At 63.4% G+C, this 25802-nt stretch carries 17 protein-coding genes and 1 tRNA gene; 9 read left to right on the top strand and 9 right to left on the bottom strand.

Annotated elements, in window-relative coordinates:
* Nucleotides 1–52: 52 nt before the first annotated feature.
* From OPIT5_08850 to OPIT5_08840, 3 genes are all read left to right on the top strand, one after another.
* A complete protein-coding gene (locus tag OPIT5_08850; protein AHF90295.1) occupies nt 53–1876 on the top strand; it encodes a peptidase S24 in 1824 nt (607 codons plus the stop codon).
* Between the two features lie 98 nt (nt 1877–1974).
* Complete coding sequence (locus OPIT5_08845) at nt 1975–2694, top strand: hypothetical protein (GenBank protein AHF90294.1); 720 nt, start codon at nt 1975–1977, stop codon at nt 2692–2694.
* On the top strand, nt 2694–3119 hold the full coding sequence (locus OPIT5_08840) for a response regulator receiver (protein AHF90293.1): 426 nt from the start codon (nt 2694–2696) through the stop codon (nt 3117–3119). Before OPIT5_08845 ends, OPIT5_08840 begins: the two co-directional genes overlap by 1 nt.
* Nucleotides 3120–3667: 548 nt before the next feature.
* Here OPIT5_08840 and OPIT5_08835 read toward each other — a convergent pair.
* The 8 genes from OPIT5_08835 to OPIT5_08800 form a co-directional block, all read right to left on the bottom strand.
* Nucleotides 3668–3811: a hypothetical protein gene (locus OPIT5_08835; GenBank protein ID AHF94233.1), complete on the bottom strand. Its 144-nt coding sequence runs from the start codon at nt 3809–3811 to the stop codon at nt 3668–3670.
* A 222-nt stretch (nt 3812–4033) separates the two neighbouring features.
* Nucleotides 4034–12508 carry a hypothetical protein gene (locus OPIT5_08830; GenBank protein ID AHF94232.1) on the bottom strand — a complete coding sequence of 2825 codons (8475 nt, stop codon included), beginning with the start codon at nt 12506–12508 and terminating at the stop codon, nt 4034–4036.
* Between the two features lie 531 nt (nt 12509–13039).
* Complete coding sequence (locus OPIT5_08825; GenBank protein AHF94231.1) at nt 13040–13189, bottom strand: hypothetical protein; 150 nt, start codon at nt 13187–13189, stop codon at nt 13040–13042.
* A 244-nt stretch (nt 13190–13433) separates the two neighbouring features.
* The gene (locus tag OPIT5_08820) at nt 13434–13709 is read right to left on the bottom strand and encodes a hypothetical protein (GenBank protein ID AHF94230.1); all 276 of its coding nucleotides are present in this window, start codon (nt 13707–13709) and stop codon (nt 13434–13436) included.
* Between the two features lie 69 nt (nt 13710–13778).
* Nucleotides 13779–13868 (bottom strand) — tRNA-Ser (locus OPIT5_08815).
* Between the two features lie 136 nt (nt 13869–14004).
* Nucleotides 14005–15534, bottom strand: coding sequence for a nicotinamide mononucleotide adenylyltransferase (locus tag OPIT5_08810; GenBank protein ID AHF90292.1), 1530 nt, complete (start codon nt 15532–15534; stop codon nt 14005–14007).
* Nucleotides 15531–15746 (bottom strand): hypothetical protein, encoded by a 216-nt coding sequence (locus tag OPIT5_08805; GenBank protein AHF94229.1) that lies wholly within the window; start codon nt 15744–15746, stop codon nt 15531–15533. The genes OPIT5_08810 and OPIT5_08805 overlap by 4 nt, the downstream gene beginning before the upstream one ends.
* The gene (locus tag OPIT5_08800) at nt 15713–16738 is read right to left on the bottom strand and encodes a LacI family transcriptional regulator (protein ID AHF90291.1); all 1026 of its coding nucleotides are present in this window, start codon (nt 16736–16738) and stop codon (nt 15713–15715) included. The genes OPIT5_08805 and OPIT5_08800 overlap by 34 nt, the downstream gene beginning before the upstream one ends.
* A 158-nt stretch (nt 16739–16896) precedes the next feature.
* Here OPIT5_08800 and OPIT5_08795 point away from each other — a divergent pair, with 158 nt between their 5' ends.
* The 6 genes from OPIT5_08795 to OPIT5_08770 all read left to right on the top strand — a co-directional run bounded on the left by OPIT5_08795 (nt 16897) and on the right by OPIT5_08770 (nt 23936).
* Nucleotides 16897–17817: an anchor protein gene (locus tag OPIT5_08795; GenBank protein ID AHF90290.1), complete on the top strand. Its 921-nt coding sequence runs from the start codon at nt 16897–16899 to the stop codon at nt 17815–17817.
* A gap of 90 nt (nt 17818–17907) precedes the next feature.
* Complete coding sequence (locus OPIT5_08790) at nt 17908–18711, top strand: N-terminal cleavage protein (GenBank protein ID AHF90289.1); 804 nt, start codon at nt 17908–17910, stop codon at nt 18709–18711.
* A 60-nt stretch (nt 18712–18771) separates the two neighbouring features.
* Nucleotides 18772–20892, top strand: coding sequence for a heparinase (locus OPIT5_08785; GenBank protein AHF90288.1), 2121 nt, complete (start codon nt 18772–18774; stop codon nt 20890–20892).
* A 62-nt stretch (nt 20893–20954) separates the two neighbouring features.
* A complete protein-coding gene (locus OPIT5_08780) occupies nt 20955–22241 on the top strand; it encodes a hypothetical protein (GenBank protein AHF90287.1) in 1287 nt (428 codons plus the stop codon).
* A gap of 102 nt (nt 22242–22343) precedes the next feature.
* Nucleotides 22344–22853, top strand: coding sequence for a N5-carboxyaminoimidazole ribonucleotide mutase (locus OPIT5_08775; protein ID AHF90286.1), 510 nt, complete (start codon nt 22344–22346; stop codon nt 22851–22853).
* Between the two features lie 159 nt (nt 22854–23012).
* Nucleotides 23013–23936 (top strand): phosphodiesterase, encoded by a 924-nt coding sequence (locus tag OPIT5_08770; GenBank protein ID AHF90285.1) that lies wholly within the window; start codon nt 23013–23015, stop codon nt 23934–23936.
* A gap of 221 nt (nt 23937–24157) precedes the next feature.
* Here the strand turns inward: OPIT5_08770 and OPIT5_08765 are convergent, their stop codons facing one another.
* Complete coding sequence (locus OPIT5_08765) at nt 24158–25399, bottom strand: multidrug transporter CflA (GenBank protein ID AHF90284.1); 1242 nt, start codon at nt 25397–25399, stop codon at nt 24158–24160.
* Between the last annotated feature and the right edge of the window lie 403 nt (nt 25400–25802).

The following is a 25802-nucleotide window of genomic DNA, read 5'->3' as shown; positions in this document are numbered from 1 at the left end:
ACAAAACACCCTGCCACCTTTTTTCCGACAACCGCAAACCGCCCATCCCACCATGACAACCGAAACACGTATTTCCACAAAAACGCTCGCGCTCTTCGCCGCCGCCCTGGCCGCGCTCGGTGCCGGCGCCGCGCCGGTCCACGCCCAGCTCGCGCCGACGCGCACGCCCATCGAGCGCAACGAGCCGCCGGTCCCGCCGCGCAGCACCGAACCGGCGATCCGGCTCGACCAGCAGGACCAGCTTGCCGGCTCGAATGACACCACGCCGCTCGGCGCCAGCGTCACCGGCATCCGGCTGCTCGGCCCGGACGAGAGCCCCGATCCGCAACCGCCCTCCGGCATCACCGTCGGGACCATCGCCGGCATATCCGAAGCCGACCTGCACATCGCGCTCGCGCCTTTTCTGGGAAAGCCGCTTTCGCGCAAACTCATCAGCGACGCGCAGGCCGCCGTCGCGAAGGTGTACCGCGACTCCGGATACCCGTTCGTGTCGATCACGCTCCCGCCGCACGACGCCACCGGCGGCACGTTCCAGCTTCGCGTCGTCGAGTTCCGCCTCGGCAAGGTCGATGTCAGGGAAGCCGGAGGTGCTGCCGACGCGACCAATGAAAAACTCACCCGCGACCTGCGCGTGACCGGCGGCGACCGGATCAACGCCCGCCGCCTGGAAGAGGACCTCGACTGGCTCAACCGCAACCCGTACCGGCAGGTGCAGGGCATCTTCGCCGCCGGTGACGAACTCGGCACGAGCAATCTCCAGCTCACCGTCAGCGAACAAAAACCCTGGCAGATTTTCGGGGGTTATTCGAACACCGGCACCTCCTCGACCGGCAAGGATCGCTACTACGTCGGCGCGGCCGGCGTGCTCCGCCCGCTCAACAACACGCTGGTCTCGTACCAGTTCACCGGCAGCAACGACTTCTGGAAGCATCCGTCGGGCATCTCGCTCGGCGACGACCGCCCGCGCTACCTGAGCCATTCGGGACGGATCACGATCCCGACGCTCCCGCGCCAGGCGATCGAGATCGCCCCCAACTTCGTCGCCCAGACCACCGACAGTTCGCAGCTTGGCGGCCTCTTCCAGACGCACACCGAGAGCGACACCTGGGAAATCCCCGTGCTCTACCGCACGGCCCTCTCCAATCTGTTTCCCGGCCACTACCTCGGCGACCTGACGTTTGGCGCTGAATACAAGCACAGCACGCGCGACTCGCACATCGAGTTCGCCGGGCTGCCCATCGACGGAAAATCCGACGTGGATGTATTCCAGATCGTGCTCGGCTGGGCGCACGAACTGCGCGACCGGCACGGGGCCACGACGTTTGACCTGCGGCTGAAAGGCAGCCCCGGCGGCGTGCTTGGCAACAACGACGACGAGGATTTTGCCACCTACACCGGCGGCCGGGTGGACAACGCGACCTACCTGTATGCGGCGCTCGACGCCTCCCGGGTGACGACCCTGCCCGGCGGGGTCAACTGGGTGATCCAGTTCAGCGGCGTGCTCGCGGGTGATCCGTTGCCGGATACCGAGCAGATCGCGCTCGGCGGTTATTACGCCGTGCGCGGCTACACGCTCGACGACGGCGCGGTGGACACCGGCTTCTCGCTGCGCAACGAACTGCGCCTGCCCTCCGTCAGCCTGATCTCCGCGTGGAAGGACAGTGTTTCACCGTATCTGTTCGTCGACTACGGCTGGGGCGAACAGAAGGACACCGGGCAGGACGACATCAAGCTGTTCAGTGTCGGCGGCGGCGTCGATTACCGGGCCGGAAAACACTTCTCTCTCGGAGCGGCGGTCGGCTTTGCGATGAAGGACGCCGCCGTCACCGAAAAAGGCGACGCCACCTTCCACTTCCGCGCCTCGCTCAGCTTCTGAAAAAATGGATGTTACGCGCCCCTACGCTGATGCGTAACATCAGTGAAAATAAGTGACGCCGCCATCCCGCTCGCAGGCCCTCCCCCCCCCCGACGCTCTTGAAACCGTCTGCAACCATTTCCGCCATCGCTGCCGGTCCCGTTCCGTCGGGCAGCCTGCGGCGCGCGCTCGACGTGGTGCTGCGCAAGCCGGTGTACCTGGCGCAGTTTCGCCGGCTGGGCGAGGCTCCGGAGCGGCGCAGGCCGGGGAAGGTGGCCGGCCCGCTTCTCGACGTGCTGCTGGCCGAGGGCGTCGTCAAGAGGACGGCCGCGGCCCGCGGGAAAATCCGGCATGGCCTGAGCCTCCGGGGTCAGGAGCTGCTGGGGCTGGTGGACGACCTGGACTGGCTGGACCGGCTGGCGGAGACGCTCGAAACGCATCCGGTGCAGGTGCTGCGGACACGAACGAAAGCCGGTGTGTCGGCGGTGACCGTGCGGCGGGTGCTGCGCGAGCGGGGAATGGCCGCCTGGCTGGAACGTTTGCCGCCGGCCGGAGGGTTTGCGGCGAACGATCTGCTGGACGGGATGCCGGCAGCGGCGGCCCGGCAGGAGGCCGGGCTGATGCTGCGGTTTCTGAAAACACGCGGCCTGCTCGTGCGCAGCCGTTTTGTCCGCGACCGGCCGAGCGAGTACCGGATGACGGACTTCGGAAGAGGTATCCGGAATTTTCTCATCCGGCTGCGGGAGCTGGACGGCGGACGGGCCGACGGCTTCGGGGAAGCGGGGGCGGAGGCGACTGTCCCCGGTGGTGATTTTACCGAATCCCGAAAGACTGCCTGATGAAGAAACCGATCGAAAGAAATGTCGTCGCTGCCGGACGGGGAACCCCGCCGCTGCGCCTGTTGTATGTGGAGTCGCACTGGCTCGCGCGCAAGACGGTGGGGTACCTGATGCAGGACGTGGAGTGCGAGTGGAGTTATGCCGATGATGCGGCGCAGGCGGTGGCCCTTGTCGGGAAGACCGGAGAGCCGCCGTTCGGAGTGATCATCGTGGATCATCACCAGACAGCGGAAGGCTCCGGCCTGCGGGTGGTCCGCGCGCTGAGGGAAGCCGGTTACGCCGGCACGATTCTGGCCGTCGGTGTCGAGGAGATCAGTGGTATCGAGCGGCAGCGTTACGAAAAGTTCGACGTGCCTTTCCTCGTGCTCACTCCCGAAAACCACATCGACCTGAAAACTGCCGTCCGGGAGGCGGTTCGCCGGTGAGTGACAACCGGACGCGGGAATAAACGGTCACGTCGAAAATCCTCGGGTTGCCCGGCGGGATGAGCCATCAGGCGATGCGGGACTGCATGCGCCTGATTTATGAGGTCGGACACCGGCTGGGGCGGCCAGACGAAGCCTCGGTCATCTCGCTCGACCACAGGCCCGGCGACCGACGGGGTTGGCCCGGTTTGAGAGACCGGCTGCGGAACCACTGTCCGCAACCGTCGTGCCATTCGCACAGCGATGCGGTTGTCGGTAAACGCCCAGAGCATTTTGCGCAAGCGATAGTCCAGTTCGCGCCGCCACTTGCGGGCAAGGAACCCGACGCGGTTGCACCACTCGGAATCGAGCGTGCAGACTCGGGTGACACGCAGGGGATCGCAGGAGTTCCTTTTGGCTGGTTACTGTGTTGGTCGCATGTGAAGCGACGGGAGCCCTCACGCGACGGTCCGGTAATTCAACATCATCCGGCCGGGAAGGCGGGAGTCGGACTTGGGTGCGCCGTCGAGTGAGACAGGGAGAGAGAGGATGCCGGATGCGTTCAGGTGTTAAGGAGGCTTCCGAGGCTGCACGCGTCGCCAGAATTTGTCGAAGGCGATGGAGTCAAGGAAAGCGGTGATCTCGACGATGCGACCGTCGCGCAGCCTGATGAACCAGGCGTAGGTGTTCCGGTTTGATTCGCCGTCGAACACGGTGGCTTCGAGGAGTTCTTACAGGCCCCCGTTCTCCTCGTCGCTAAACAAGACGCTTGGGATGCCAGCATCAGTCGGTCAATGCTACGAACTGCATGGGCGGGCTGCGCAAGTGAAGCTCCTGCGGCTACAGAGCTACATAAAATGATCTAAAGAAGGGGAGGTCCTGGAGAGTTTTATAATCGACTTATTCAATCGTCCGGGTCCAAGGAAACGTTGGTATCAACGGCGACGGCGCCAGAGGGCGAAGGCGAGGGAGGCGGCAGAGAGAAGGGCGGCGACGGTCGCTGGTTCCGGGACGATTCCGGAGGTGTAGATAAGGTATTTGTCGGTCGTGAACTCGAAATGGCCGGTGTAGTCGCGGTAAGCGGCGTTGTGGGCGAAGTTCAGTCCGAAGTAGTCGTTGGCGTCGGCAAGTGTTGAGGCACCGAGGAGGTCGCCGAAGTGGGCGATGCGGACGGTCGTGCCGGTGACGTAGCCATCGAGGTTTACGAGTATTCCCATGGCGGATACGTCAAAGAGGTGGTTGATCTCGATCAGGTCACCTTGCTGCCAGTCGATGATGGAGCCACTGGCGAGGGCGAGGTTGCCAACAGTGAGCATGCCGGGGACGGCGGTGACGGAGTTGCCGGGGGCGATGATGCCGCCGGTCTTTACGGTGACGCTGCCGAGGGCGGCGCCGGCGCCGCTAAAGGTGGCGGCGGAGTTGACGGTGATGGTGCTGCTTGCGCCGCCGAGGATGGCGGTGGAGGCGAGGGCGAGTTCGCCGGCGGCGATGGTGGTGCCGCCGAGGAGGTCGGCGCTGGCGCCGGTGAGGGTGAGTTTGCCGGAGCCGGTTTTGGTGAAGTGGCTGGTGGTGCCGCCGATGAGGGCGCCGGAATAGGTGGCGGCTTCGGTGTAGGCGGCGGTCAGGGAGGCGGTGCCGAGTTTCACGGTGCCGGAGCCAGCGAGGTTGTTGACGTTTTGGTTATGATTTTGGAGGTCGAAGGTGGTACCGGTGGCGAGGGTGATGCGGCTGCTTTGGGCAATGATGTCGGTGGTGCCGGCGGCGAGGATGCCGGTGCTGAGGGTGGTGGCGCCGGTGTGGGTGTTCTGGCGGGTGAGGGCGACGGTGTTGTGTGCAGCGATGTCGAGGTTGCCGGCGCCGGTGATGAGGGCGCTCATGGCAGCGGCGGTGCCGGTGGCTCCGGTGCGTTCGGTGAGAGCGAGGGTTTTGCCGGTGAGGATGTCGGCTTGAGCGAGGCCGTAGTTGAGGTAGAGGCCGGTGCCGGCGCCGCTGGAGGTGGCGAGGGAGTAGTCGTAGGTGCCGGTGGCGACGCGGTCGCCTGCCTGATGGATGCCTTGGATACGGGGTGAAGTGATGGCGTTGCCATCGAGGTCGGCGAGGGTGAGGGCGCTGGCGGAGCCGTTGACGATGGTGGCGGTGACGAGGGCGAGGCTGACGATGTCGTCCTGCTCAAGGAGGGTGGCGTCGGTGGGGATGGCGGGGGTGGTGGCGGTTGTATCGGGGGCGTTGATCTGGACGGTGCCGGAGGCGAGGGTGAGGGTGCCGGTGGAGATGATGCCGGCGGAGGCGGTTTGCGAGGGGACGGTGGTGTGCGGGTAAATGAGGGAGCCGCCGTCGAAGGTGAGGTTGCCGGTGGTTTGGATGCCGGCGGCAACGGTGGTGGTGTTGCCAGTGGCAAGGGCGAGGGTGGCGGCGGCGAGGCGGGTGGAGGCTCCGGCGTCGAGGGTGAAGGCTGACCGGGCGAGGCGGAGAGTGCCGGTGAAGTTGGAGGCGGGGAGCGGATTGGCGAGGGTGAAGGTGTCGGTGGTGGCGGCGAGGTTGATGGCGAGGATGCCGTTGCCGTCGAGTTCGTTGACGAGGGTGTAGGCGCCGGTGGTGGCGGGGGCGATGGTGAGGGTGGCGGTGGGGGCGGCGAGGTTGATGCGCGAGCCGGCACCGAGGTTGTTGGTGGTCGTCGCGGTGGCGGAGGCTCCGGCGGCGATGTCCCAGGTGCCGGTAAAGGTGGTGGAGTCGGTGGCGAGGGTGATGTTCTGGCCGAGGACGTTGGTGTGTCCGCTGCCGGTGAGGGTGTTGGTGATGGAGTTGTTGTTGAAATCGAGGGCGAGGGTGGCGGCGGTGGCGATGTCGATGGCGCCGGGGCCGGCGGCCTGGGCGTGGGAGAGCTTGAGGGTGCCTTGCTGGATGGTGGTGCCGCCGGCGTAGTTGCTGGAGGAATTGGCGAGGGTGAGGGTGCCGGCGCCGGTCTTGGTGAGGTTACCTTCGCCTGTAATGGCTTGGGCGATACGGGTGGCGTGGCCGTTGGTGTCGATGACGCCGCCTTTGGCATGGAGGGTGATGGCGCGGGTGGGGGCGAGGTCGAAGGTGGCGGCGAGTTTGAGGGTGCCTCCGTCGAAGGTGAGGGGGGCACTGGTGGCTCCGAGAGTGTTGTCGGCATTGATGAGGAGGGTGCCGCCGAGGATGTGGGTGCCGCCGGTGTAGGTATTGACTCCGATGAGGGAGAGGGTGCCGGTGCCGTCGAGGGTGAGGGAATGGTCGCCGGAGAGGATGCCGGAGAGGGTGAGAGTGCCGGTGCCGCGTTGGGAGACGAGGAGGTCGTTTTGGAGGTTGATGTTGCTGGCGATGGTGGGGTTGCTGTTGCCAGTCATGGTGATGATGGCATTGGCGTCGGTGGCGTTTTGTTCGAGGGTGATGGGGGCGCCGGAGATGGTGAAGGCGGCGTTTTTGGTGTTTTTGAAGACGAGGCTGCCGAGTTTGATGTCGGCGTCCACGTTGATGGTTTTGCCGTTAAGAGCCGTATCGAGGTCGCCAAAGGTGGCGGAGGCACCGATGCCGTTGGGCTGCATGGAGCCGGTCCAGTTTTGCGCGGTGCCCCAGTTGTAGCCGCTGCCGAGGTGGTTCCACTCGGAACTGGCTCCGAGGGGGATGAGTTCGTAGTAGCCGGTGGCGTTTTTGACGATTCTGGCTCCAGGGGCGTAGCTGATGTCGGTGCCGCCGAAGATGATGCTGCTGAGCATGGCGTTGGTGAACAGGCCGGTGACGTCGGTGGTGAAGCGTAGTTGGCTGGAGCCGCCGCCGTAGAGGAGTGTGCCAGCCCAGTTGTCGATGGACAGGGAGCCGTCGGTGGCCCAGGTGCCGACGGTGTTGAAGGTGAGGAGGCTGCTGCCGCCCATGTCGATGGTGCCGTCGCCAGCGAGGTTGAAGGTGCCTGCGGTGGCAAAGGTCTGGTTGGTGCCGTTGGTCTGGAGGGTGCCGTTGCCGAGTGTGAATTTTTGGATGCCAGAGGCGAGGTTGGCTCCGCCGAGGGAGAGGGTGCCGCTTTGAATGATGAGTTCGGGGGTGACGATGTTGACGTCGCTGATGGTGGTGGTGGTGCCAACGCCGGTCTTGATGAGCTGGCCGGGAGTGCGGAGGTAACCGAAACTGTTGCCGCTGATGGTCTGGTTGGCATCAAGACAGGTTTTGATGTTGGAGCCGGAGACTGCACCAGGCGCGTTGGTAATGTTGAGCGAGGAGAGCGCACTGGCATTGTAACCGATGATGGAGAGGTTGCCGCCGATGCGGACGTTGGCTCCGTTGCTTGTGACGATTTCAAGGGTGGAGGGGGTGAGGTTGGTGGTGTTCCTGACTGAGACGGCACCGGTGCCGAGGTGGTTTTGTCCGGCGGCGGCGCGGCCAAGGGTAACGTCGCCAGTGGCAGCAATGCGGAGGAGTCCGTCGGCTATGGTGGTGCCTCCGGTGTAGGTGGCGTTGGCGTTGTTGAGGGTGAGGGTGCCGAGGCCGGATTTGGTGAGACCGCCAGTGCCGGTGAGTTTCAGGTTTTGGCCGAAGGCAACGTCTCCCGCGACGTTGAAGGTGTGTTGTCGGGTGAGCGCAGTGTCACCGTTGGCGACGCCGGGGTTGAGGGTGAGGAGTCCGGCGGTGCCATCAAGGCCGATGGTGGCGTTGAGGAAGTTGATTTTGTTGGCCAGGGTGCGCGCGCCGCCAAAGGAGGCGAGGGTGCCGGAGCCGGTGAAGGAGAGGGGGCCGGTGGAGAGGGCGTTGTTGTGGCCGACTTGGAGGGTGCCGGCGAGCAGTTCGGTGGTGCCTTGGTATTCGTGGGCGCCGAGGAGGCGGAGGGTGCCGTCGCCGTTTTTGATGAAGCCGCCGATGCCTTCGAAGGTGTGGCCGGCGGTGATGGTGACGAGGTCGGTGGTGCCGACGACGTTGATGCCGGGGGTGACGAGGAACTGGCTGCGGCCGGCGTGATTGAGGGTGAGGTTGCCGGTGAAGCGGACGGTGGAGTTGATGGAGGAGTCTCCAGTCGGGGACACGGTGGTGGAGTTGAATATGAACTGGTTGGAGAGGATGCGAGGGCCGTCGAGGGCGGAGAGCCTGGGGGCGTTGCCGAGGTTGATGGCGTCGAAGGTGATGGTGCCAGTACCGAGGGCGTTGTCGGCGCCGATGCCGAGGGTGGGGCTGTAGGATTGTTTGAAGTAGATGCCGCCGGTGAAGGTGTTGGTGTTGTAAAAGTTGACGGTTTGGTTGGTGCCTCCGAGCTGGAAGCCGCCGGGGCCGGCAATGGGGGTGCGGAGGTGGAGGATGGAGCCGTTGCCATCGAGTTTTTTCAGACCGGCGGTGATATAGCTGGACTCAGTGCTCTGGAAGGTGAGGGCGTTGCCGGGTGTGATGAAGAGGTTGCCGTCGAAACGGACGGAGGCGTTGACGGTGCGGGGGGCACCTTCGGCTTCGATGTGGTACCAGCCGGAGCCTCCGCCGGTGCTGTTGCCGATGTGGAGGGCCTGGGTGCTGGTGGCGGGGTCGCCGGTGTGGGCGCCTTGGCCAAAGATGCTGCCGTCGGTGGCGATGATGATTTTGCGGGCTTTGCGAGCCAGGGAGGTGTCTTCTCCGACGGCGCCAGTGAACCAGAAGCCGCCAGTGTAGGTGCTGGCGCCGGTGTTACCGGCGAAGCGGATGATGCCGGTTTCGAGTTGTGTGTCGGAGGCGGGGCCAGCGTAGTCGCTGACGATGCCGCCGTCGCCGGTGATTTTACCGGAAAGGGTGAGGATTTTTTTGCCGATGTGATGGAGGGCGAGGGTGTCGTCGGCCTGAAGGATGAGGTTGGCAGCGAGGGTGCTGCTGTTGTCGCCGGTAACGGTGAGCTGGGCACCGTCGCCGTGATTATCAAAGGTGATGGTAGCGTTGTTGTTCGAGGTGATGGAGAAAGCTTGGGCTCCGTTGCTTTCGATGCGGAGTTTTCCGATGGTGACGTCTTGATCGACAATGATTTGGTTGTTGTTGAGGAGGCCGTCGAGGTCGCGGATGGCGGCGACGATGCCAGCGCGGTTGGGGGCGATGTCGCCCACCCAGTTGCTTGCGGTGCTCCAGAGGCGGTCAACGGGGATGCCGGTGTCGGCGGAGCCGCGCCATTCGGTGAGGGCGCTGCCGGTGGGGGCGAGGAACCAGTAGCCGGTGCCGGCTTGTTTGACGAGTTCGGCTCCGGCTTCGTAGCCGGTGAAGGAGATTTCGGCGAGTTTGGCGGCGTTAAAATAGGTTATGTCGCCGAAGCGTACATAAGTGTCGCTGAGTTCGGGGTGGGCGGCAGTGGACCACTGGCCGGTGTTGTTTTGCAAGGTGAGGGAGTAGCCTTTGCCTGTGGACCAGGAGCCGTTGGTGACGTTGGTAAAGCTGATGGAGGAGTGGTTTTCGAGGTAAATGGAGGCGTTGCCGGTGAGGGTGAGGAGGCCGAAGCGGTTGTCGATGGGGGCGTCTTCGCTGCCGCCCACAGAGTAGAGAGTGCCGGCAGCGAGAGTGGCGCCGGGGGCGCCGAGTATGGAGGTGTGCCGGTTGAGGACGAATGCGCCTCCGTTGAGAGTAAGGGAGGTGGCGGAGATGGGGGTATCGAGGATGGTGCTGCCGGCGTTGTTTTTGATGATGGCACCGACTCCGGTGATGCCGACGGTGGAGGTGATGGTGGAGGTGGCGTTGGTGCCGGGGTTGAAAGTGAGGCCGGGGGTGCCGACGAGGGTGGCACCGTTGATGGCGAGGTCGCCGTCGGTGATGAGGGCAGAGGTGCTGTTGCCGACCCGGGTGAGGGTGGCGGTGGAATCAAGGGTGACTTTGCCGCCGCCAGTGAAGGTCATCTTTGCACCGCCGGCAGCGCTGGTAACGGCGTTGTCGAGGATGACTGCGCCGCGCAGGGTAGTAGCGTGGTTGTTGGTGGCGATGTTGAGGGCGGCGTAGGCGTGAATGGAGCCGGAGCCGAGGTAGTTTTGATCCTGGACGTCGGCGCCGAGGGTCATGTCGCCGCGCAGGGAGACGTAGGCGCTGCCGGTGGCGTAGTTTTTGCGGGGGAGGAGGGTGAGGCCGCCGGTGAAATCATTGTTATTGTTGTTAAAGTGGAAGTCGCCGTTGTTGCTGCCGCCGGAAACGACGAGAGCGCCGTCGCCGGTGAGGCGCAGGGGTTCGTCAAAGACGACAGTGCCTTCGCCGGTGATGGTGCGGGTGCCGGTCCAGGAGACGTCACCAGCGTAGGCGAATTTGATGTAGCTGGCGGTGAAGTCGCCAGCGAAGTCGACCTGGTTGGAGAGGGTGCGGACGTTGGAGGCATTGGTGCCGCCATAAACCTCTCCACCATTGATAACGAGGAGGTTGTCGAAGGAGCCAAGGACTTGCGTGGTGTTGCCGATGGTGAGGCGTCCGCTGTTGAGGGTGGTGGTGCCGCGATAGCCAGTGGTGTTGATATTGGCAGTGCCGAGGTGGAGACCGCCAGAATCGATGGTAATGTCCCCGTTGCCTTTGAGGACGCCGGTGACTACGGCGGCGAGGCCCGAATTGATTGTGAGGTTATTCTTCAGATCAGCCGTGTGGATGTTAACGCCACCGGTGCCGCTGATGGTCGAGGCAGTGTTGGCGACGCCGGAATCGAAGGCGAGGGTACCGGTGCTGATGCTGAAGGTGGACGTCGTATTGGTGATGATGTGTCCAATGGTGGCAGTCTGGTTTTCAAGGGTGGTGGTGGTCGCGGCAGCCCCACTCAAGGTCACGGTCGCGCCAGCGTGGTTGGGGGCGTCAACAGACCAGTTGGCGAAGTCGAACCATTTTTTATACGGGGTGGTGGTTCCAGTGCCGCCAATCCAGGTGGTGTGGAGAAAATCGACGGGACGGAGGGTGCCATCGGCGTCGCGCACGGCACCGGGATCGAAACCGCGAAACCAAATCTTGCCGAGGTCAGAGGAAAGGTCGGAGAGGGTAACGTTGTCAGTAACCGTGGCGTTGCCGGTGAGACGGTAGGAGGCGGGGTTGCCGCGCCAGTCGTAGATGGAGAGCCGTTCGTTGCCGGAAGTGCTGGTGCTTACACTGCCAAGGGTGAGGTTGATGGGGGTGGCCGCAGGGGTGGCGGGTTGCAGGTAGAGACCGAGGTTGGAATTAGCTCCCAGAGTGATGGTACCAAAAGTTTGGTTGAAACCACCGAGTTTGAGCGAACCTGTGGCTCCATCGAGCGCGTTGAGCTTGTTGCCAGTGGACCGCATTTGGTTGGCTTTGCCGAAGGTGGCCAGACCGGTCGGCTGGAGTACGTTGGTCGTGGGGGTGAGGTTGGAAAAGGTGAGTCCGTTGGTGATGTCGAGGGTGACGAGGCCAAAATTGATGACGCCGGCTTCGTGGAAAAAGTCGCGCGAACCAAAGGTGGCGCTGTTCAGGGTGTCGGTGAAGTTGAGGACGTTGACGCCGGTTTTGGTCACCATGCCAAAGCCGTCGAGGGTGCTGCCGTTGAGGAGAACACTCATGGCAGTCGTGTTGACCGAGGTGTCGAACTCGAGGTTGGGCGTGTTGACGATGGTGGTGCCGCCTTGCCCGCTGGCGTTGTAAACGAGGTCGGTGCCCGCAAGGTAGAGGGTGCCGTGCGTGGCGTTGGTGCCGCCATCAAGGGTGCCGCTGTTGAGGTTGAGCGTGAATTTATTGCGGGTGTCTGTCTCGGAGAGGCGTAGCTGGCCTCCGGTTTCCAAAGTCACCGTGCTGCCGTTGAGCGCTACGCTTTGGTTGGCGTAGTTGCCGATGGCGGACTTGATTTCAAGCTGGGTGCCAGTGTTGCCGACTTTGATGTCGCCTGTGCCGAGGTAGTTTCTGGCTGCATCAAGCGCACCGATCACGAGCTGCGCGTTGGTTGCACTTGCAAGTGTGGTTTCGAGTTTGCCTGCGAAGAGGTCGAGGCCGCCGGAAAAGGTTTTGTTGGCTCCGGTGAAGATGGTGGTGCCGGAACCGGCTTTGGTGATCTTGTAACCGTTGCCAGTGATCGCGCTCGCAAGGGTGAGGGTGGTGGTAGGGGTGCTGGTATTGAGACTGAGATGACTGCGGAGCTCAATGGCGCTGTTGAACGTTACGCGGTTGGAGCCGGATAGGAGGAGTTCGGCGGTCGTGTCGACATTGTCGAAAATGAATTTTCCTCCTGAAAAATTGAACGCCGTCTCTGTCGTGGTGCCGTCGAGTTGGAGTTTGCCTAAAGTGATATCGGATTCGAGGGTAATGGTCTTGCCGCCAAGCGCGGCCTGACTGGTGTTGAAGATGGCAATGGCTCCGGCAAGGTTGGGGGGAAGCGTTTCGTCGCCAGTGGCGGTCCAGTTGGCGACGGTGTCCCAGTTGCTGTTGGCGGAACCGTTCCAAGTGGAGCCGCAGAGTTGTCCGGACACAAAAAGCGCAAGCGTGAATACCAGCACAGACGCGATCGCAGACCAATCAGATGTGGTTACCGAAGTGATGAGAAGGACGGTGAAGTGCTTGCGCGTGTGAGTAGCTTTCATTAGGTTGATCGGACATTCTGGCGGACAGCCAAATGATTAATGATACTAAATACCCCGGGGTAGATGGTAGTCGGGTAAACGCTGTATAATGGGCCATTCCCTTTTCCCACTTTGGACGGCTGGTGTCAGCCGCAACTCGGCATCATGTTACAGGTTCTGCACGACAAGCGAAGACATCGAGTGGACAGGACGAGTAAACGGAATGGAATTCATCAAAGCGGAAAGCCCACACGGCAGGGTAGCCGTTAAGTCCCGGGAAGAGGTGGCGAGGGATGCGCCGGAGTTTCGTCCAGTTGCTCAGGGTGCCGATGGAGGGCTCTTTGTTGATGGGAAAAATCCCGCTGTTGCGCAGGCCGACGATGTCTGTGAGCGAGTCTTGCGTGGGGGCGGTTTCGTTTCCATGCCCGAGCCCACGCGGTCAAGGGCCGCGTTGGCGGCAGGCCGGAATCAGGCTGCGATAGGCATTGCCGGAGAGGGGCCGGCGTCCGCTTTTTTGGGAAGGGTACCGAAGAACTGCTCCGCTTCATCGGGGGTTTTCAGTTCGAGGTAATGTTTGCGGATGATGCTCTCCGGATTGCCCGCTTGCAGCGCAGCCATCGTCGATGGAGCGGAATTTCGCCACGAACATCGAAATGAACGTGTGCCGCATGACATCGTGCGAAAGCGGGAATTTCTGCGTCACCTTTTCCCGGATGTGCTGGAGGTTGGTCGGGATGATCGGGAACTTCTATCAACGGATAGGCCCGCAACCACGCGACCAGGTTGGGTTGAATCGTGATGTTGCGCGGCTCGCGCACCTTGGAGACTTCGCCATCGATGCGAATCACGTTGGTTTCCGTTTTCACATCCGAGGGTTGGAGCCGGAGGATTTCACCGGTGCGCAGGCAGGGCCGGATGTCGGCGAACAGACAGAGCGCGAAGAACGGAACGGGGGGCAGGGGCCGGCTTCGCCTTGCAGGCTTTGAACGATGAGAACCTGGCGTTCGGCTTCCGCCTCGGCGCGAGTGGGGAAGTTTCTGCGGATGCGCTTGCCGTCGGGCCAGCCGGTGACGCGAAAAACGATCTCCCCGGAGGGATTCGTGAAGGGAGTGATGACGAACGGACTGCCTTGCTCCATGGCCGATTTGCCACGTCAACTGGCAAATCGATTATCGGGCGTATTAACTCGTTGTTTTGTAATGAGTAATGGCGGAGAGGGAGGGATTCGAACCCCCGGTAACCTTTCGGCTACACGCGCTTTCCAAGCGCGCGCATTCGACCACTCTGCCACCTCTCCGGAAGCTTCCGTCGGAAACACCGGCAAAGGCGCCTCCGACGAGGGAAGGGGAGCGACAAAGAAGACGGCGGAGCGGTCCGTCAATGGCTAAAATCCGGCCGGCCGGCGTCCGCTGCCTTGCAGGGACAGCCGGGGCTTAGGTCACGGTTTCGTACCCGAAGAGCCCGCGGCGCTTGATGGCGTCGGCAACGGGGGCGGGAACCATCGTTTCCCAGGTTGCATCACCGGCCTTGATGCGCTGGAGGACGTCGCGCGAGAAGATGGCGAGGATCTCCGTGTTGAAGCCGACAATGGGCTCCAGGTAGTGGTTTTCCAGCAGGTGGGCGTAGAGGTTTTGCAGGTGGTCCTCGACCTGCAGGTTTTTCGCGGTGATAAAAACGTGCGAGGCTGCCCAGGTGCCCGGATGGTGGCTGGCGGCAGGCGTTATCGCGACGGCGGCAGGGAAGGGGGGCATGGTGCCGTCGGGCGTGGCGGGATGACCGCTGGCGATGTAACGGTCGAAGGCGCTCTGCTGCATGGGATAGATGTAGAGCTTGACGGCATATCGGAAGAGGCGGCCGAAATTTTCCAGAATGCCGCCCTGGAGGTGCTCGTAGTACTTTTCGTTAAAAATCTCGACGAGGTTGTTGATGCCCATGGCCACGCCGATCATTTCGTTGGTGTAGCGGCGGAAGTAGGTGGTGAGGCGATAATATTCGCTGTAGTTGGAAATCATTACCGTGAAGCCGATGTCGCCGAGCAGGTCCACGCGGGAAAGGAAGTCCTGCGCGTTGAGGTGCCCGTCGGCGAGGAGGTTGTTCATGGTGATTTCCATGAGCACGACGATGTCCTTGCCCTTCACGCCGGACTCCTGGAGGAACTGGGCGCAGGCGCAGTTGAGCATGTCGACATTGACGTGGGTGACGGGGCGGAAACTGCCGCGCTCGACGAGCACGGGTTTTTTGTGGAGCACTTCGGAAGGCTGCAGGACTTCGCCGCCGGGGCCGAACATGACGGCATGGGTGACGCCGTGCTTGACGAGGAAGAGCGACATGAGGCGGTTGTCGACGTGGGCGAAGGCGGGGCCGCTCATAGTGAGCATGTCGATCTCGATGCGTTCGGCGCCGACATTGTCGATGAGCGACTGGATGAAGCGTTCGGGGTCGTCGCGGTAATAGAAGGCGGCGTAGATGAGGTTGGTGCCGGCGATGCCGAGGGCCTGTTGCTGGAGGAGGTTGTCCTTGTCCCACATGCGGACGTGGATGGTGACGTCGCTGACGGGGCCGCGGGGTTCGGTCTGGAAGCGGATGCCGAGCCAGCCGTGACACTCGTTGTTGCCCTTGAAACTGCGGGCGGCGACGGTGTCGGCGTAAACGAAGAAGGTGGTGGTCTCCCCGCGTTTTTCATGAAGGCGCTCGCGGAGGAGTTCGTATTCGTGATCGAGCATGAGCGCGAGGCGCTCGCGCGAGACGTAGCGGGGCGCCTTGCCGTAGATGGCGTCGCTGAAGGTCATGTCGTAGGCGGACATGGATTTGGCAACGGTGCCGGCCGCGCCGCCCGCCTGGAAAAACACGCGGGCGACTTCCTGCCCGGCGCCGATTTCGGCAAAGGTGCCGTATTTCGCCTCGTCGAGGTTGATCGTGAGTGCCTTGCGGTTGGTCGTGAGAAGCGGGCCTTGTTCGCTCATGGTGGAATGGTGGTGGTGATCGTGAGTCTGGCTGGTCGGAACGGTTGCGCAAACCGTGGCATGCCTGCGCCCGGGGCGGCAAACACGGAAAGCGCAGCCGGCAGCAGGGAATGTGCCGGAACGGCTGTTTCTGCCATCGGTTGATCGCCGGCATCGGGCTCGCCGGTCGCGCGGCCGTCTATTTCGGAGGGGCTGTCGCGCCGTTTTTCCATTGGCCGGATATCTGGAGCATCATTTGCCGGTCTACCGGGCCGGTGTCATTGTGATACAGGCGGCTGGCCAGCAGGCTGACGGCTTCGGCCCCCACGGTTTGGTGGGACTGCCGGATGCCGGCGGTCGCGGTGTCGTCCGGAGGCAAATCCAGTTCCGCATAGGCGACATCTCCGGGGACGCGGAAACCCAGCTCCCCGAGCCAGCGCCACACAAAGGCACGATCCAGCGTCAGGATCACCTCGGGGCGCTCCTGCCGGAGCCACCGGGCGAATCCCGCCCGGTTCCAGGTTGTTGTCGGGTAAAATGGCCTGACGGTTTCGTTTTTCGGCAGACCCCAGGCCGCGCCCAGATATCCGGACAGCCAGTGGCCATAGCGATCCCAGAAGGCGGGAATCGCCAGCCCCGCGCGGCGGTAGCCGAGTTCGCGCGTCCGGGCGAAGGCCTCCTGCACGATCCGCGCGCGGTCATTGTGCACACCGGGCAGCATGGGCAGGTGCGTATGCGGCTCGATCTGCACCGCCGTGATCCGGGACCACGACAGGGCGACGGGACCGGGAACATTGTCCGGGTGTATCATGCCGATCACTACGCCGCGAATGCCGCGCGCCTTGAGGATGGCGTCGAGCCGGGGGCCGATGATCGTTTTTTCCTCGAACACATCCAGCGTCATGCCCAAGGCCTCCGCCCGTGCGCACACGCCTTGGTAGATCTCGCGAAACGCGTGGTTCTTTCGCCAGTCGCCCTGCGGCGCACCCGGCGCCGTCACGTAGGCGATGGTCTCGCTGTGCCAGGCCAGCCGGCCGGCGCGGACATTGGCCATGAGGGAGGCATACACGGGGTTGACGCGATAGCCCAGGCGGCGCGCCTCCTCCGCAATGCGCTCGCGCGTGGCCGCCGGGATGCGCGGGTCGTTGCGCAAGGCGCGCGACACCGTCGCATTGTGCACGCCTGCCGCTGCGGCGATGTCGCGGATGGTCGGGGCACGGTCCATGATGCGTGTTGTTACGCCAATATCCCCGACAATGGCAAGGTTGGCGCAACGTGCTGCATGACTCTGCCGTTGTCCGCATCGAGCTCTGGCGGAATCGTTCGTCATATCCACCAGGCGATTCTCCACGCCTGCACGCCAACACCCGACCCACGCCCATCATGACAAACATCACTCAAACCCCGTCGTTCCCCGCACTGCATTTCCCGGTAAAAACCGCCGCCATCGTTTGTGCCATGTGCCTCGCGCTGGCACCGGCATTTTCCTCATCGTTGCGAGCCGCCCTTGTTCCGTTCACCGAAGAGTTCACCGGCGCCGCCGTGGACTCCTCCCGGTGGACCGAATACAAGTCCGGCTCCAACGCCTCGCTTGCCGTCGCGGATGGCAAATTGACCGCGGCCACAACATCGACCGGGAGCACCAACCGCGCCGTGATTATCAGCAAGAGTTCCGCGATCAACCCCTTCGAGCAGGCATTGCGTTTCAGCTTTTCCGGCCTGTCCATCAGCGGCAATCCAGGCACTGGGGCCAATGCGTTTTATGCGCTGCTCGGCAACGTGGATTCTGACGCGGCAGGCGCGAATTTTTATCCGACGAAAGGCCCTTCCACGGGCAACGGCTGGACGTCACTCCTGATCGAAAAAAAGAGCGTCGATAGCACCGACGTGCTGCAACTCACCGTGCGCGAGCGCACGGCAGGCGTGTCCATCATTGATACCACCTATTCGTTGAGCGCCATGCCGACCATCATCGACTGGACGATCGATGGCACAGGAACCGGTGCAACGTGGTCGCTGACCCTGACCGGCGCCACGCTCACAGGCGGCTCCCTCGGGACGACAACGTCGTCTTCCGTTTCGGGCACGTTTACCAACTTCGCATCCACTCACCTTGCGGCAGGCTCATGGCTCGCGCTGGGTTGCTTCAACAATGGAGCCGTGGCGACCGGGGGAACCTCCATTTCGCTCGATGCGGTTGGTGTTGCCGCTGCGGTTCCCGAACCGGCGCAGGCCGTTGCCCTGTTCGGCGTCGGTGCGCTGGCGGCGGCGGGGATCGTGCTGCGCCGCATCCGCCGGATATGACTGGAGCAACGAAACACATTCCGGATCAACCTCCTCCGTATCCCCCCCCCAATACACACACCGTATTCTTTTCGCCTTTCGGATTCTGTCATGATTACTCCACTACATTCCATCCGGTGTCGTTCCCGTGCATTCACGCTGATCGAATTGCTGACGGTCATCGCCATCATCGGCATACTGGCGGCGATCATCATCCCCACCGTTGGCCGCGTGCGCCAAAGCGCGCGGGCGGCGCGCTCCACCTCCAACCTCAAACAAATCGCGCAGGCCGCGCTCTCCTACGTAAACGACAACAAACAACACTTCCCCTATCGTTCCAACAACTCCGGCAGTGGCGCCATCTGGTCGGACGCGCTCAACCTCCACATGGGCTGGCCGCTTTCGACGGAAGACAGCGCCTCCGGCCCCCACCAAGGTTCCAACAAAAAGTTTTTCACGCAGACGGAGATATTCCTGGACCCGCTCCTGTCTGAAGGCTGGCACCATCGCTTCGGTGACTACGGGTGCAACAGTCTGGTGCTCGTGACCGCGGCAGGCGGCTCCGAAGACGTGAACAAGGAAAACAACATCGAAAAACTGACCGGGCCGCGTCCCTCGATCACCGACATCGAAGCCCCCTCGCGCCGCATCATCGTGATGGCCTCCGAAGTCGGCACCTTCGCAGGCAGCGGCGGACGCCCGCCCTTCCCCGGAAGCTGGCGGGTAAATGCCAAGGCGATCATCGCCAACGGATTTTCCGCCATCGAAACCGTCCCCACCATTAAAGAACAACGCCCTGCGGAACGAATGCCCGGCAAATACCTGTCCGCCTTCGCCGACGGCCACGTGCAATGGCTCACCCGTGAAGACTTCGATTCAAGGGAAAAACTCGAATTGCTCTTCGGCACCCTGTGACCCCCGCCTTTTTTTCTTCCCCCCCCCGGAGCGCTGCACAACACACCAGCGCCCATTGCCATGACCATCATCAGAACCATCACCGCTCTGATCGCCCTGCTGCTTGCCAGCCGCCCCGACCTCACACATGCCTCGACAACGGCGGCAACAACCACAACGGCGGCAACGGACAGCGCCCTCCCCGCGTTTCCCAAGCCGACGCCGGAAACCTGGTGCGCCGAAACAAAACTCCTCCAGCCCGACGGCTCCGTTTTCCGCGCCGCCCGCGAAGACTGGACCGCCGCCCGCCGCCTCGCCACCGGCCCCGACGCCGACCCCGCATGGGCCGCGTGGCTCAAAAAACAACGCGCCGCCGCCGATGACTGGATGGCCCGCCATCGCGACCGCGTGGAGTGGGCCGGGGGTCGCGAACACGCTTTCGTCAGCCCACGCGACGGCTCCTTTCTCACCTGGACCGCCGCCATCCCCGGTGAAGAAACCGATCACCTCTCCAGCCCCTCCGATCCGCACGTTGCCATCACCCCGATAATCTTTGGCGCCTGGGTTGCCAAATTCCGGCAAACCCACATCCGCACCATGCGCGACGCCGCCCGTTTGTATCGGATTACCGGTGACACACGTTATGCCGACTGGGCCGCCGGGCAGCTCGACTTCTACGCCGCCAACCTTCACCGCTGGCCGACCGTCAACCTTTCCCGGGAACCAGCCGGACCCCGCCTCGCCTACGAAAGCCTCGGCGATGCCGTTCTACTTTCCGATTTCGTCGAGACCGCCCGGCTCCTCTTCGACATCACGCCGCCCGCCCGCCGCCAGGCATGGTTCGACGGCCTCTTCAAACCCGAAGTCGAACTCCTCGATAAAACCTGGCACAACCGGATCCAGAACCACGCCGTCTGGCACCGCGCCTCCGCCGCGCAAGTCGCCCTCCTCTACAACGACGACGCCATGTGGCGGCGCGAGATGGACGGCCCCTACGGCCTGCGCGCCCAACTCCAGCGCGGCGTCACCAGCGACTACTTCTGGCTCGAACAATCCATCGGCTACAACAACTACGTCATCATCGCCATCCAGCCCCTGCTCACCTTTGCCGGACTACTCGGCAAAGCGGACCTCCTGCGCGACGAAGCCGCCATCATCCAAAACCTGGCCATTGCCCCGCTCACCATTCGATTCCCCGACGGCACCTTTCCCAATCCCGCCGATTCCGGCGCACCCGCCCGCATCGCCAAAGTCATCGCAAAAACCCTCGCCGGCCTCTACCGCATCCTCCCCACTCGTTCCGGTCTCGCCGCCGCCACCCTCCCCGACAACCGCACATGGGACACGCTCCTCGACCCGCCTGCCGCTGTCCGTGGCGAATACGCCGGCCGCCTCCCTCCCGCCTCTTCCGCCATTCCCGCCCCGCTGGTCGTCTCGCGTTCGCTGGAGTCCACCCGTTTCGCCCTCCTCAAGGACGGACCCTGGCAGGTGTTTTTCCATTACGGACAGATCGACTCCCCGCATATGCAAGACGAGGCGCTCAACTGGTCAGCCTCCTTCGAAGGTGTCGATGTGACGCACGATCCCGGCACCGTCGGATACGGATCGAAACTTACCGGCGACTACTACCGGCGAGGCCTCAACCACAACGTACCCCTCATCAACGGCGAAGGACAAAAACCCTGGCATCCGGGAAAACTGCTCGCCTTCGATCCCGCGCCCGGACGCGCTGCTGTATCCGCCATTCAACCACAGTACCGTCCCGATGCCGCCGCCCGCCGCACCCTGCGCATCGAGGGCAACCGCCTGGTTGACGAGGCCACCATCACCCTCGCCAGCAAGGTTGATCCCGCCCGGCTCGGTCTCGCGCTCCACCTTCAAGGCACACCGCAACTCCCCGGAAATTTCGCGCCCGTTTCCAGCAAAAACTTCGCGTCCGGACGTCCCGCCGCCTTCGGTTACTGGCGCGACGTTCGCACCGCCACGTTTGAAAACGAAATGACATTCGACGTGACGCTGGCCAAAAACAAAACACTCCGTGTGCGATTCGCGCTCGCCGGCGGCGGACGTTTCACCGTTTACCAAGGTTCCTCTCCCGATTATCCGCCCGCCCGCCGCGCCGGCTTTTACATCGAAAAAGAACAACCCGCCAAAACCGCCACATTTGTGACCACCCTCTCGCCCGAATCGCCCGAAAACTGATCTCTCATCCGCTCTCCTCCTGTCCCTCCCCCTTCACGTTTTCCGTCCTCCCTGTTTTTTCCGTGTCAACGAACACCGCCAACCGCCACTCCATCAACTTCGCCTACCGCTTTGCTGCGCGCGAACCCGCCTTCGACGCCTATCCGTGGAAATCACGCAACGGCGGCGGGCTCCCGTGGGAAGGTTTCGAAAAAGCCGCCTGGCTCCACCACACCACCGGCACGCCGCTCACCTGGATGGTGGACACCGTCGCGCTCCAGCAGGCCGGACGCCGCCTGCGCCAGTTTGCCGATGTGTTTGGCGACGACGTTGTCCTCTGGCTCGATGTCTTCGCGCGACAGCCCTTTTACGAACAACTCGGCATCACCCAGCGCACCTTCGGCCTGCGCAACTACACCCGCGACGAACTCGTCACCCTCATCCGCGGCAGCCGCGACCTCGCCGCCGATGTGCTCGGCCGCGACGTGCGCATCGGCGCCGGGTTCTGGTGGAATGCCGATGTCCTGCACGCCGCCCGCGCCGCCGGCCTCGACGCGCTCTGGGGCCTGTGCTGGGACCAGAAAGGCATCGACGGCGCCACCCATCGCGGCTCGCCGTGGTTCCCCTACTACGCCTCGCCCGACGATTTCAAGGCGCCCGTCCGCTCGCGCGAAGACGGCCTGCTCCTGCTCCCCTGGTATCGGGCCGACCTCGGCAACGCATTTCTCTACGACGACCACCCGCCCTTCACCACACACACCGGCGAACTCACCCGCTGGAACAGCACCTGGCCCGCAAACTACGTGCGCGCCCTGCTCGGCCAGGGAGCCGACGAGGCGAAGAGGAGCCCCTTTGCCTTCACGGAATTTTTCACCGGTTGCGAATGCCTCGATACCTCGGGCATTTTCCACGACGAGGAGATGTGCCCCTCCTCCGAGATCTGGGCCAACCAGAAAGCGTGTATCCTCGGCGGCATGGCGGCGGAGTTCGGAAACGTCGTCCAGCTCCACGCGTTCACCGACTGGCATCTTGCCAACCGTCCGGAAACCACGCGCCACGAACTTCACTGGCGCGACCCGTTCGGCAAGCTGCCGGACCTCCGGTTCGCCGCCGGTACGGATGCGCTGACGGTGACTTGTCCCGGTCCCCGATCCGGCGACGCCGGTGCTCGCAACGATGTCCTGGTGGCGCGGCAATCTTACGCAAGCGGTTGCCTGGGCGAAGCCAGCCCCGGTTTTCTTGACCGGGCCTCCGCCCGCAACGCGCTCGCTCCGGATGCCTGTTTGCCGGCGGTATTGGCCAGGCGGCTGGCGATGAAGATGGGCCGCGAGGAGAACCTGCTCGTTGCCGGCGTCGCCTGCGAATGCTGACGCCTTGCCGGGACGGGCAGCCGCCGGTCCGGCGACATGTGCCAGGAACTTTCCTTGGAATTTGCCATTTCGGAACAACCTCCTACCTGTCGTCGTTTTTCAATGAGCACCGAAAACACTTCACGACCTCTGGTGGGTATTATCATGGGCAGCCAGTCCGACTGGCCTGTGCTGGAGAACGCGGCGAAAACCCTCACCGCCTTCGGAATCGCATGGGAAGCCCGCGTGATCAGCGCCCACCGCACCCCGCATGTCGCTTTCGATTACGCCACCACCGCCGAATCGCGCGGGCTCCGGTGCATCATCGCCGGCGCCGGCATGGCGGCCCATCTGGCGGGCGTCATGGCCGGTCTCACCGAACTTCCCGTGCTGGGCGTGCCGATGGAGTCGCCGCAGCTGAAGGGTCTCGACTCGCTGCTCTCCACCGTCCAGATGCCCGGCGGGGTGCCTGTGGCGACCTTTGCCATCGGCAAGGCTGGCGCCGTCAACGCCGCCATCTTTGCTGCGTCCATGCTCGCGCTCGGCGATGCGAAGGTGAAAAAGGCGCTGGGCGAGTTCCGCGCCGAACAGACGCGGAAGGTTTCCGAAATAAAGCTCGATACCGGCCTGTAATCGGGACGGGCGGGCTCTAGGGGGGGGTAACCCGAAGTGATGTCAACCGGCCGGGGGGGGCAGCCGTCATGGCTTGCCCCTTTCCGGTATTCGGGATTCGACTTCCGGTTTCGTCCGGCCGCTTCCCGGCAGCCGGGCCGCCACCTCCAACACCTGCTCATGAACCAGAAAATTCGCCTCCTCCTCGCCGCCGCCATCACCGGCTGCTGCCTTGCCGCTTCCGCCTCTGCCCTCGCCGCGGCTCCGGCGGCCCGCGCAGGGCATGTCTTCATCATCAGCTTCGACCAGGGATCCCCCGCCGGTATCGGGAAAGCCGATATGCCGGTCTTCAAAAAAATGGCCGCCGAAGGCGCGCATACCTGGGAAGCGTACACCATCGTCCCCAGCATCACGCTGCCCTCGCATACGTCCATGCTCACCGGTGTCGGCATCCAGAAACACCAGATCCAGTGGAACGACGTCTGGGCTCCCGGCAAACCCCAGCTCACGGTGCCGACCATCTTCAACCTCGCCAAAGCCGCCGATCCCTCGCTCGTCACCGCCGCGTATGTTTCCAAACAAAAATTCCGTCTTTTCGAATTTCGCGGTGACATCGACCGTTTCGTCCTTCCGGAAAACACCAGCTCCCTCGGCGTCGCCGCCGCCTTTGCCGGGGACGTGGCCAGACTGAAGCCCGGCCTCTGTTTCATCCACTTTGGCGAACCGGATGCCATGGGCCACAAATACGGCATCTGGTCGCCCGAAAAAATGAAGGCCTTTGCCGACAGCGACGCCGCGCTCGGGATCATCCGCGATGCCATCGACGCGGCCGGCCTCGGCGACAGCAGCACGATCATCCTCACCGCCGACCACGGCTGCCACGACACCGTCAACAAGGAAGGCAAAACCGTCGGCACGCACGGCTCGGCCGATCCCGACGACGTGATCATTCCGTGGATTGCCTGGGGCAAGCGCGTGAAACCCGGCTTTACCATCACCGCTCCCGTCGTGCAGTACGACACTGCCGCGACGGCGCTCTGGCTGCTCGGCATCGACGTCCCCGGCAGCTTCTGGGGCCGCCCCGTCACCAGCGCCTTCGAGTGATATTTGACCACAGATTGCACGGATTTCCGGAGATTACACGGACGGAAAGTTCCCTGTTTTTGGGCATCCCTGCCTTGATCCGGTTTTTTATCAGTGGGATCCGTGGTTAAAAAAGAACCCGGTTTTGGCTCCGGCAACACCGGCATTCCGTGGTCAAGGTCTGGACGAGCCGGGTTTGGACACTGCCAATCCGGGTTCTCCGGGGTGAATCGGCTGCCTGCCTACCCCTTCGCCACCCACCGCAGCGCCGCCCAGGCCGCCACCCCGCACGCCGCTTGCGTTGCGCACATCGGCAGGGCGCTGTTGGCCGCGAACATGCCCGCCAGCGCGCCGGCCAGCCCGCCCATGCCGAACTGCATCGTCCCCATCAGCGACGCCGCGCTTCCCGCTGCGCGGGCAAACGGTGCGAGCGCCAGGGCCGACGCATTCGGCCCGATCAGCCCGCCCGAGGCCAGCGTCACGAACAGCAACCCCGCCAGCAACGGAAACCCGCCCAGGCCGGTGAGCGCCTGCGCCGCCAGCAACGCGCCCGCGCCTGCCACCACCGCCAGCACGCCTCCCAGAATCTGCCGCGACGTGAACCGCCGCAACAGCCACCGGTTCAGTTGCGACCCTGCGATCATTCCGCCGGCGTTGATGCCGAAAAACACCGAGAACATCTGCGGCGACACCCCGTTCAGCTCGATGAACACATGCGCCGCGCACGTGATGTAGGTGAACATCGCCCCCGCGCTGAAGGCCATCACCAGCGCGTACCCGAGAAACCGCCGGTCCGCCAGCAGCCTTCCGTATCCGGCCACCGCGCCCGCCACGCTCAGCCGGTTTCGCCGTTCCGCCGGCAACGACTCCGGCAGCCAGCGCCACACCGCGACCCAGACCAGCGCGCCTGCCGCCACCAGGACCGAAAAAATCCCTCGCCAGCCCGTGAAGAGCAGCATTTGTCCGCCCAGCACCGGAGCGAGGATCGGCGCCGCGCCCATCACGAGCATGAGCAGCGAAAACATATCCGCCGCCTCGTGGACCTCGAACCGGTCGCGCACGACCGTCCGCGACAGCCCCATGCCCGCCGATCCGCCCAGTGCCATCAGCAACCGCCATCCGATCAGCGCCTCGACCGACCGCGCCAGCGCGCACCCGAGTGCCGCCACCACAAACAACCCCATCCCGAACAGCAACGGCCCGCGCCGTCCGATGCGGTCCGAAAGCGGACCGTAGACCAGTTGCCCGAGCGACACGCCGATGAGAAAAACCGACAACGTCAGCTGCACCGCTCCTTCCTCCGCCTTCAGGTCGCGGGCGATGGCGGGCAATGCCGGCAGGTACATGTCGATCGCCAGCGGACCGAATGCCGCCAGTGCGCCCAGAATGAGAATCAGCCGCCAGCGCCGCTGGCCAACGCCGGCAGGCGGCGGGATTTCCCGAAGAGAAGCATCGGAACGGGCATCGGCGGATGATTCTGACATATCCGTTCACCGTGAACCTTTCGCCCCGCCGAGGACAACCCTGCCGTTGCCCCGATCTGCCTTGCGGGTGCAACTCGGGCGGATGTCAGGGCAAAGGATTTCTCAAACCCAGGGCAGACAAACCGTAACCGCGAATGAACGCGTACCGAGCGAAGCGACAGCCTGCCATGGACGCGAATGAAGACAGAAATAGCGGAGCCATTGGTTTTATTCGCGTCTGGAGCGGTTCAAATAAAGCGCCGTTTTTTAACCACGGATTTCACGGATGATTTTGGATTCCACGGATGGTCAAGAAATAATCAAGATGCCATATACCAATGTATTATCTGTGTAATCCGATTTTTTATCCGTGATATCCGTGGTTCTGTTTTTAACTCGCGATCGCACGGCTGCCGTTGCCAGC

The organism is Opitutaceae bacterium TAV5, assembly GCA_000242935.3.
GTDB lineage: Bacteria > Verrucomicrobiota > Verrucomicrobiia > Opitutales > Opitutaceae > Geminisphaera.
The sequence above is the reverse complement of the archived record's forward strand: the minus strand, read 5'-3'. Positions and strand labels throughout refer to the sequence as shown.